Source organism: Bradyrhizobium sp. (genome assembly GCF_016462955.1).
GTDB lineage: Bacteria > Pseudomonadota > Alphaproteobacteria > Rhizobiales > Xanthobacteraceae > Bradyrhizobium.
The window spans coordinates 1-2,035 of record NZ_JAEMSD010000800.1; the positions used below are offsets into that span (position 1 = coordinate 1).

Annotated in this window: 2 protein-coding genes; both read left to right on the plus strand. The window is 65.8% G+C overall.

Annotated features, from left to right (window positions below; translation table 11 throughout):
* Positions 1-1,335 (plus strand): class I tRNA ligase family protein (locus JHD07_RS38545; RefSeq protein ID WP_291631752.1); only part of this gene is annotated, 1,335 nt, incomplete at its 5' end.
* Positions 1,322-1,873 carry an LPS assembly lipoprotein LptE gene (lptE, locus tag JHD07_RS38550; RefSeq protein ID WP_291631753.1) on the plus strand — a complete coding sequence of 184 codons (552 nt, stop codon included), beginning with the start codon at positions 1,322-1,324 and terminating at the stop codon, positions 1,871-1,873. The genes JHD07_RS38545 and lptE, both read left to right, overlap by 14 nt.
* Positions 1,874-2,035 lie beyond the last annotated feature (162 nt).

A 2,035-nucleotide genomic window follows, 5' to 3' on the forward strand; every position in this document is an offset into this window, starting at 1 on the left:
CTGCGCGACTGGGGCATTTCGCGCCAGCGCTATTGGGGCTGCCCTATCCCGGTCATTCACTGCCCGACATGCGACGTCGTGCCAGTGCCGGATGCCGACCTCCCGGTGAAGCTGCCTGACGATGCGACCTTCGACAAGCCCGGCAACGCGCTCGACCATCATCCGACCTGGAAGCACGTCACCTGCCCGCAATGCGGCGGCAAGGCGCAGCGCGAAACCGACACCATGGACACCTTCGTAGATTCGTCCTGGTATTTTGCGCGCTTCACCGATCCCTGGAACGAGAGCGCGCCGACGACGCCTGATGTCGCCAACCGGATGCTGCCGGTCGACCAGTATATCGGTGGCGTCGAGCACGCGATCCTGCATCTGCTCTACAGCCGCTTCTTCACCCGCGCGATGAAGGCGACCGGGCACATCGCGCTGGACGAGCCGTTCGCCGGCATGTTCACGCAAGGCATGGTGGTGCACGAGACCTACCAGAAGGCCGACGGCACCTATGTGCAGCCCGCCGAGGTCAAGGTCGAGGTCGGCGGCAACGGCCGCCGCGCGACGCTGTTCGCCACGGGCGAGGACATCACCATCGGTCCGATCGAGAAGATGTCGAAGTCGAAGAAGAACACCGTCGACCCCGACGACATCATCGAGACCTACGGCGCCGACGTCGCCCGCTGGTTCATGCTGTCGGATTCCCCGCCCGACCGCGACGTGATCTGGAGCGACGAGCGCGTCCAGGGCGCCTCGCGCTTCGTGCAGCGGCTATGGCGGCTGGTGAACGATGCCGTGCAGCTCGGAAAGGCCGCACCGGCGGCCCGGCCGACATCGTTCGGCCCGGATGCGACCGCCTTGCGCAAGGCCGCCCATGGCGCGCTGGACAAGGTCACCACCGGCATCGAGCGGCTGCACTTCAACGTCTGCCTTGCCCATATCCGCGAATTCGCCAACGCCTTCTCGGAGATCCTGCAGCGTCCCGGACAGCCGTCCGCTGACCTTGCCTGGGCGATCCGGGAGGCCGGCCAGATCCTGGTCCAGCTGTTCTCGCCGATGATGCCGCATCTGGCCGAGGAGTGTTGGCAGGTTCTGGGCCAAGAGGGGCTGGTTTCGGAGGCCGATTGGCCCCAAATCGAACGCGATTTGCTGGTTGAAGACAGCGTGACCCTGGTGGTCCAGGTCAACGGCAAGAAGCGGGGCGAGGTCACAGTTGCAACACTGGCCCAGAATCCGGAAATCGAGGCTGCCGTTTTGGCGCTCGATGCGGTAAAGCTGGCGCTGGACGGCAAGCCCGTCCGCAAGGTGATCATCGTCCCCAAGAGGATCGTGAATGTTGTCGGCTAGGATCCGCATCGCAGCCCGCTTGCTGGCGGTCGCCGCCCTCGCGGCGCTGACGGCCGGCTGCTTCCAGCCGATGTATGCCGAGCGGAGCGACGGGACCCCCGGCCTGCGCGAGAAGCTGATGGGCGTCGAGCTGCCGCCGATCAACAAGCCCAACGCGTCCCGCGAGGCCCGCGTCGGCGTCGAAATCCGCAACGCGCTGGCATTCAAGCTTTACGGCACCGCGACGGGCATGCCGCCGACCCACCGGCTGGACATCCGCTTCACGACGACCCGCTCCTCGCTGATCGTCAGCGCCACGACGGGACTGCCTACCAATGAGAATCTCGGCATCGACGCCCAGTACAATCTGATCGACGTCGCGACCGGCAAGTCGGTCATGACCGGCTCGACTTTCTCGCGCGTGTCCTACGACATGCCGGGCTCCTACCAGCGCTTCTCCCGCAACCGCGCCGTACGCGATGCAGAGGATCGCGCCGCCAACGAGATCGCCGAGAACATCACCACCCGGCTCGCCTCGTTCTTCACCGCGGGCACGTAAGTCATTCCCGTCATTCCGGGGCGCCCGCAGGGCGAACCCGGAATCTCGATACCCAACCTCTGGATTCCGGGCTCGCCTCTGACGAGGCGCCCCGGAATGACGTCCTTGAGGCCCGATGGTCGCACTGCGCGGAAAAGAGATCGACGCCTTCCTCGCCCGGCC

Bases quoted from the DNA above. Each gene is read 5' to 3' on its own strand.
- lptE (WP_291631753.1), top strand. From the start codon at position 1,322: ATGTTGTCGGCTAGGATCCGCATCGCAGCCCGCTTGCTGGCGGTCGCC.